Annotated in this window: 6 protein-coding genes; 1 reads left to right on the top strand and 5 read right to left on the bottom strand. The window is 67.7% G+C overall.

Annotation, left to right across the window (positions count from 1 at the left end; genetic code table 11):
- Window positions 1-70: 70 nt before the first annotated feature.
- The 5 genes from HKK72_RS10335 to HKK72_RS10315 form a co-directional block, all read right to left on the bottom strand.
- Window positions 71-328 carry a GlsB/YeaQ/YmgE family stress response membrane protein gene (locus tag HKK72_RS10335; RefSeq protein WP_187234071.1) on the bottom strand — a complete coding sequence of 86 codons (258 nt, stop codon included), beginning with the start codon at window positions 326-328 and terminating at the stop codon, window positions 71-73.
- Between the two features lie 261 nt (window positions 329-589).
- The gene (locus HKK72_RS10330; protein WP_222720554.1) at window positions 590-916 is read right to left on the bottom strand and encodes an MMPL family transporter; all 327 of its coding nucleotides are present in this window, start codon (window positions 914-916) and stop codon (window positions 590-592) included.
- 294 nt (window positions 917-1,210) lie between these two features.
- Window positions 1,211-2,059, bottom strand: coding sequence for a DUF4097 family beta strand repeat-containing protein (locus HKK72_RS10325; protein ID WP_187234069.1), 849 nt, complete (start codon window positions 2,057-2,059; stop codon window positions 1,211-1,213).
- Window positions 2,052-2,783 (bottom strand): response regulator transcription factor, encoded by a 732-nt coding sequence (locus HKK72_RS10320; RefSeq protein WP_187234075.1) that lies wholly within the window; start codon window positions 2,781-2,783, stop codon window positions 2,052-2,054. The genes HKK72_RS10325 and HKK72_RS10320 overlap by 8 nt, the downstream gene beginning before the upstream one ends.
- Window positions 2,784-2,791: 8 nt before the next feature.
- Window positions 2,792-4,012: a sensor histidine kinase gene (locus tag HKK72_RS10315; protein ID WP_187234068.1), complete on the bottom strand. Its 1,221-nt coding sequence runs from the start codon at window positions 4,010-4,012 to the stop codon at window positions 2,792-2,794.
- 334 nt (window positions 4,013-4,346) lie between these two features.
- On the opposite strand from HKK72_RS10315, the gene HKK72_RS10310 reads away from it, so the two are divergent.
- Complete coding sequence (locus HKK72_RS10310; protein WP_187234067.1) at window positions 4,347-6,530, top strand: MMPL family transporter; 2,184 nt, start codon at window positions 4,347-4,349, stop codon at window positions 6,528-6,530.
- Window positions 6,531-6,767 lie beyond the last annotated feature (237 nt).

Here is a 6,767-nt window from a genome sequence, read left to right as displayed (position 1 = left end):
CTACGGCCTGGACATGGCCCGTTTTGCTTGGCTCCGCGCCTGCAGGCGCGGAGCCAAGGACCAGCGGCTGTCATCTCTTGGCGCGCGCGCCGGTCACGCCTTCCGCGACACCGATCAGCAAGACGGCCGCGATCACCGAGACGATGAAGCCGAGCACGTTCAGCTCGAAGACGTCACCGGTGCCCAGCAGGTTGGCGATGGAGCCGCCGATGATCGAGCCCACCAGTCCCAGCAGGAGTGTGGCGATGATCCCCAGGTGCTGGCGGCCGGGTTTGATCAGCCGTGCCAGGGCTCCGATGATCCGTCCCGCGACGATGAATCCGATCATAAGGAAGGTCCCGGCTGACGCTTGCTTCGACCTGGCATGTGGACACCTCCACTCGAGGATTGGGTCGACGAGACGTCGGCGGGCCAAACCCGATCGAAGAGGCATCGCGGACGGCGTGGACTGACAGATACGAGGAGACAACCCAGATGCCGGCCCGGTCCTGTCTGGTGGGGCGTAGCGGCGTCCTTCACTACCTTGGTGAGTTCTGGAGGTGGGTCGCCTTGCGGGTTGTCGGCCACCAGGTGTGCTCGCCGAGGATGATCACCAGGGCTGGTACCTGGATCGAGCGGACGGGCAAAGGAAGATGTTGTAGTCGACGCCGAGGGCGACCAGGAAGACGAAGATGTAGATGAACAAGTCGGGTGCGACGCCGCCGTAGCCGAGGACGTGGTTGAAGACCAGCGCGGCGAGGCCGAACGAGCCGGCGAAGGACAGCACAATGGTGCCGAGCAGCACCAGTGGGGCGACGATCGAGCGTAGGAGCAGCACGAGGATCAGGGTCACCGCCAGCAGGACGAGCGGCACGATGAGGACGGTGTCGCGTATGGCCGTGTCGCGGTAGTCGAGCTGCACAGCGGTGCCCCTCATGTTGCCGAATTTGTCCCGCCCGTGAAGCCTGCGGACCGGCCTTTCCGTGGTGCTGGCGCAACCTCGCTGGATACGGGACATTCCGGTGAGTCGCGGCCGTGCCCGTCCTGGAAGCCGCCAATGCCGAGTGAGCCACAGCGGGTCCACCGCCAAGACCGTCCCGGGCGGACATGGCGGGTCGGTCCTGAATCACGCGTAACACAACACCCTCCGTGATCATGGTGAGCGAAAGCGTGAATCGCGAGTTTGTGTATGTCAATCCGGGTGGGCGCGGGACGTCCGAGCTTGTCGGCATCAGTTCTCCTGCTGCCGAATCGCGACGGTCCCGGTGGCCGACCGGGCATGGAGCACGGGACCGTTCTTTGCCCGCGGGATCTGTATGTCGGGCGGGGTGGCTGCGGATGCCTCGATCCGGTAGACCGGCGCGGTCTTGGGAAGTAGCACGTTGACATCGCCGTGTTCGGTGATGGCCGACACCGAGCTGCTCTGGCCGGTCGCGCGCACGGTCAGGTTGCCGCCCGCGGAGCGGGCATCGATGGTGTCGGACGCGGCTCGGGTGAGGTAGATCGGGCCGGCGGCGGATCGGGCGGTCAGGGAGGGGCCCCGCACGTCGGTGGCTCTGAGCTCTCCGTGCAGCGTCTCGGCGTCTACTGGACCGTCGAGGCTCGCCAGTACGGCGGTGCCGATGAGGACGTTCAGCTTGACCGCGGCGGACAGCCCGGTGATCTCTCCGTCACCGAAGTAGACGGTCGCGCTGACGGCGGTGGAACGGGGCACCTTGATGTCATAGTCCGCCCGGCAGCGGCCGAGGTAGCGCTGACAGACACTGAGCAGGGCGAATTCGTCTCCGCGGAATTCCCTCTTCTCCACGGGCTCATGCAGCGAGCGCGTAAGCGTGCGCCTGATCTGGATCGTGTCGCCCTCGTAGGCGCTGATCCGCACGTTCCCGTTCACGAGGTCGAGTCGCAGGTGGCGGACGGGTCTGCGGATGACCTCGTCGGTCGTGGACCGCCGTTGGAGCAGCGTGTCCGCGACGGCGTACGACCCGCCGGTCACCAGCATGACGGTCGTCAGCAGGGTCGTCACGAGCGCTCGTCGGGAGCGGGCGGGGGAGCGGTCCGTGGTCGGCGCGACTTCATCCATGGGGCCTGTTCCTGTCCAGTCCGGTCCGTCTGTTGGCGATCGGGGTGTGGCGATCGGCATCGAGCGGATGGCCCCCGATGGCGCTCAGGTACCGCAGCACCGCGGCCACCCGGCGGTGCTGGTCTTGTTCTTCGGGGGAGAGCTGCAATTTCGTGAATATGCTGCGGATGTGCTTTTCGACCGCGCGTTCGGTGATGAAGAGCCGCCGGGAGATCGCGGCGTTGTTCAACCCCTCCGCCATGCAGGCGAGCACCTCGCCCTCACGGGTGGATAGGCGGTCGAGCACGCCCTGTTCGTACTGGTGCGCCAGGATCTGGGTGACGACATCGGGGTCGAGGACGCTTCCCCCCGCCGCCACCTGGCGCACCGCGGCGATGAACGCGTTGATGTCGGTCACCCGGTCCTTCAGCAGGTAACCGATTCCGTCCATGCCGCCGCGCAGCAACTCGCCTGCGGACGTCTCCTCGACCCACTGGGAGAGCACGAGAACACTGACCTCCGGGTGGCGTTTCCTGATCGTCAGCGCGACATGGATGCCCTCGTCGGTGAAGGTGGGCGGCATGCGTACGTCGATGATGGCGACGTCCGGGCGCTCCGTGGCCACTGCCTCCAGGAGGGAGTCGCCGTCCCCGACCTCCGCGACGACCTGCAGGTCTTCGTCTTCCAGAAGGCGTACCAGGCCAGAGCGCAGGAGCACCGAGTCTTCGGCGATCACGAGACGCAGCCCGGGTGTCACGCGTTCCACGGCAGCTCGGCCTCCACCATCGTCGCCCCGCCGGACGGGCTGGTGATCGAGATCCCGCCGTCCACCGCGTCGAGCCGGGCTCGCAGGCCCGCCAGTCCTCCGCCCTCCTTCTCCTCCGCACCGCCTCTGCCGTCGTCGGTGACGCAGATCCGCAGCCGGTCGTCCTCGCGCCAGAGGCGTACTGAGACAGCCGACGCCCCGGCGTGCTTGGCGATATTGGTGAGCAGTTCGGCCACCACGTAGTACGCCACGGCCTCCGAACGTCGTGCGGGGCGGTCCGCGAGGCGGACGTCGAGCCGGACCGGCACCGCGAATCGCCGTGCCATGGTGGTCACGGCCGGCTGCAGGCCGCGTTCGGTGAGTACGGGCGGATGAGCGCTGCGGGCGATGCCGCGAAGCTCCTCGATGGCCGCGCGGGCATCCCCCTGTGCTTCGTTGAGCAATTCCTCCGCCTTCTCGGGATCTCGGGAGAGTTGCCGGTGCGCCCGGCTGATCGCGATCGAGACGGCGAGCAGGCGCTGCTGGGCGCCGTCGTGCAGGTCGCGCTCGATGCGCCGCCGCTCCGCTTCGGCCGCGTCCACGACCCGTGTCCGCGTGGTCTCCAGGGTCGCGATGCGCTGCCGGAGCCGCTGTGCCTCGGCCTCGTCCCGTGTCCGTGCCATTAGGTTCGCTCCGAACAGCAGGAGCGGCCGTGCCGTGGCCAGTTCGGCGACGATCACGGTCAGCCCCAGTACGGCTCCGAGCGCGATGGTCAGGGGATTCAGGGGCACTCCAGCGAACGTGGCGCTGTCCGCCCCGAGGGCCGGAACCAGGATCGGCAGCGCTGTCAGCGTCACGCCCAGGGCGAGTCCGCTGAGCACCAGCGCTCCGGTGCCCGTGTCCCATGCGGCCACGAGGAGGGCGAGCCCCAGTGCCCGCCACCCCGGACGGCCGGTCATCATCGCATGGAGCGCGGGCCGCGGACCGGCCGGCGCGGCGGGAACACCCAGCTCACGTGACAGGCGCCGGTCGGCCAGGATCGTGACCCTGGAGGCGCCGCGCATCGCCAGAAGCAGGATCGGCAGCCCCAAGAGCAGCAACGGGAGGCAGACCAAACCGATCAGTGCACCGAGTGGAGGCAGCCAGTACAGCGGGGCGATCGCCAGACCGGACAGGTGGTATCCGATGGACCACCACGACTCGACTGTGATCACCCGTCTCAGCTGCACTCGGTATCCCCTCCCCGCGGATTTTCGTCCGTTCGGCTGCGGTTCATCGCAAACCGTACGGGACCAACACCAATTCACATCAGTGGGCGAGCGCGTCCCTTCGCGGTAGTGGAGACACCACCCCGATTGGGGGTGGTGCCGTCGCCGACACCGCCCCCCACGCCTGCCTAGCGTCTATGCCGACGCGAAAAGGCGTCGTGATGTCACGCGATGAAAGGGACATGAGATGAGTTCGTCTGCCTTTGACACCTCGCATTCCCCAGACGGACGGCCACCACGTCATCGATCCGGCACGGGACCGCGAGGTGTCGTCGAGAAGGTCGCGGGCTGGAGCATGCGACATCGATGGACCGTGCTCGGGGCCTGGATCCTGACGGTCCTCGTCATCTACGGGGCCAGCCTGGCCCTCGGCGTAAAGGGGCAGTCCGACGCCGACATGCTGAGCGGGCAGGCTGCCCACGCCGAGCGGTTGCTCGACAACACGGACTGGGGCGAGGAGGGCATGACCGAGAACGTCCTGGTCCAGGCACGGAGCGGGACACTGAACAAAGCAGGTTCAACGGCCTTGGTGGCCGATCTGACAAGGCGATACCGGGCGCTGACGGAGGTGACGGACGTCCGTGAGCCGGTCTTGTCGCGTGACGGGCGTTCGACGCTGCTTCCCGTCGAGTTGGACCTCGGCCGGGGGGATGGCCGGAGGCTGCCGAAGGACGTCGTCGGGCCCATCCTCGAGGTCACAGAGGCGGCCGGACGCGCCTATCCCGACGTGCGCATCGATCAGGTCGGCGCCGGATCGCTCGGCAAGGAGATATCCGAGAAGTCGGCCAGGGACTTTCATCGGGCCGAGTTCATCAGCCTTCCCATCACGTTCGTCGTCCTCATCGTGGTCTTCGGCGCGCTGGTCGCGGCCGCGGTGCCGCTGATCCTGGGGCTGAGCTCGGTGCTGTTCGCCCTGGGCCTTTCGGCGGTGACCTCATTCGTAGTGCCGGCGAACGTGTACCAGCCAAGCCTCGTCCTCCTGCTGGGACTCGCGGTCGGCGTCGACTACTCGCTGTTCTACATGCGACGGGTGAGGGAGGAACGCGCCGCCGGCCGGGATCCCCACACCGCGCTGCGGATCGCATCGGCGACGTCGGGGCGAGCGGTGGCGGTTTCGGGCGGGGCCGTGATGGTCGCGATGACCGGAATGTTCTTCGCGGGTAACGCGATCTTCTCATCCCTGGCGCTCGGGGCGATCACGGTCGTGGGCGTCGCCGTGATCGGATCACTGACCGCGCTTCCGGCCGTACTGGCCCTGCTCGGCGACCGGATCGACCGGCTGCGCGTGCCCCTGCTCGGCCGCCGCCGTACCCCGGAGGGCAGCAGGCTGTGGGACCGCGTCCTGCGTCCGGTCCTTCGGGCTCCCGCCATCGCGGTGTCGGCGGGGCTGATCCTCACAGGGCTGCTGGCGTGGCCGGTCGCCGACATGAACTTCAAGATGCCCGGCGACGCCGATCTGCCGGGCGACTACCAGGTGGTCCAGGTCCTGCACCGCGTCGCCGAGGCGTTTCCCGGCAACAAGGCGAACCACATCGTCGTGGTCCAGGCCCCGCGGGAACAGGCCGGGGCGGTCGCGACCGCACTCGGCGGACTCTACGAGCGAGCCGGGTCGACCGGTGACTTCGCCCTGACCGGCAAGCCCGTCATCGTCGCCTCCGACGACCGCACCGTCACCAAGATGTCCCTGGCGATCCCGCACGATCCGGCGACGCCGGCCGCCCGCGCCACACTCGACGAACTCCGCACGGACCTGGCTCCGGGCACCATCGGGGCGGTCACTGGTGCCCGCTGGTGGGTGGGTGGCAACGTGGCGTTCGACGCCGACTTCTCGAAGGTACAGCGCGACCGCCTTCCACTCGTCGTCGGATTCGTGGTCCTGTTCTGCCTGATCGTCATGGTGGCCGCGTTCCGGTCGCTATGGATCGCCTTGATGACCGGTGTGCTGAACGTGGCGTCGACCGGCGCGGCCTACGGGGTCATGGTCCTCGTCTTCCAGCATCAGTGGGCAGAGGGGCTTCTCGGATTCGAGTCCAACGGGGCGATCGTGTCCTGGGTGCCGTTGATCCTCTTTGTGGTGCTCTTCGGGCTGTCAATGGACTACCACGTGTTCGTCCTGAGCCGGGTGCGGGACTACGTCGCAGCGGGATCAGACCCGCGCGAGGCCATCCGGCAGGGCGTGATGCGCTCAGCCGGAGTGGTGACAAGCGCGGCGGCCATCATGCTCGCCGTCTTCGCCATCTTCGCGACTCTCTCCACGGTCGAGATGAAGCAGCTGGGCGTCGGCCTGGCAGTGGCGATCTTGCTCGACGCCACTCTCGTACGCGGCGTGCTTCTGCCCGGGATGCTGGCACTTCTGGGCAGCGCGGCCTGGCCAGCGAGCGTACGGGCGGGAGGGGAACACCTCTCACCCGTGGCGGAGGCTCCGAGCCGGGCGGCAACTGATTCCAAGCCGTCGACCGAGCCGGCGACAGAACACTGAACGATCCGAAAGGGCACGTTGTGGCTCATGCCGTCCGAAAGCCAGCCTTCGCTGGCAAGATACCGGCAGTAGTCGTGCGCTGGCTGATGTCCGTGGTTGCTCGGTGGTCGCTCGTATGCCATGGAACGGAGCGGTACGCCACGGCACGACGCAGCGTTTAACGGCGGAGTCGCGGATGTACCGCACAGGCCGACAGCGAGAGTGCCGGTCCGGTGCGCATGGAGCGGCTTTAATCCG

The sequence above is a fragment of the Actinomadura sp. HBU206391 genome, from assembly GCF_014323665.1.
Lineage (GTDB): Bacteria > Actinomycetota > Actinomycetes > Streptosporangiales > Streptosporangiaceae > Actinomadura_C.
Note: the sequence above shows the minus strand (reverse complement) of the source record. Positions and strands in the feature narration are given on the sequence as shown.

Coding starts and splice junctions, on each gene's coding strand:
- HKK72_RS10335 (WP_187234071.1), bottom strand. CDS start 328: ATGATCGGATTCATCGTCGCGGGACGGATCATCGGAGCCCTGGCACGG.
- HKK72_RS10325 (WP_187234069.1), bottom strand. CDS start 2,059: ATGGATGAAGTCGCGCCGACCACGGACCGCTCCCCCGCCCGCTCCCGA.
- HKK72_RS10310 (WP_187234067.1), top strand. CDS start 4,347: ATGCGACATCGATGGACCGTGCTCGGGGCCTGGATCCTGACGGTCCTC.
- HKK72_RS10330 (WP_222720554.1), bottom strand. CDS start 916: ATGAGGGGCACCGCTGTGCAGCTCGACTACCGCGACACGGCCATACGC.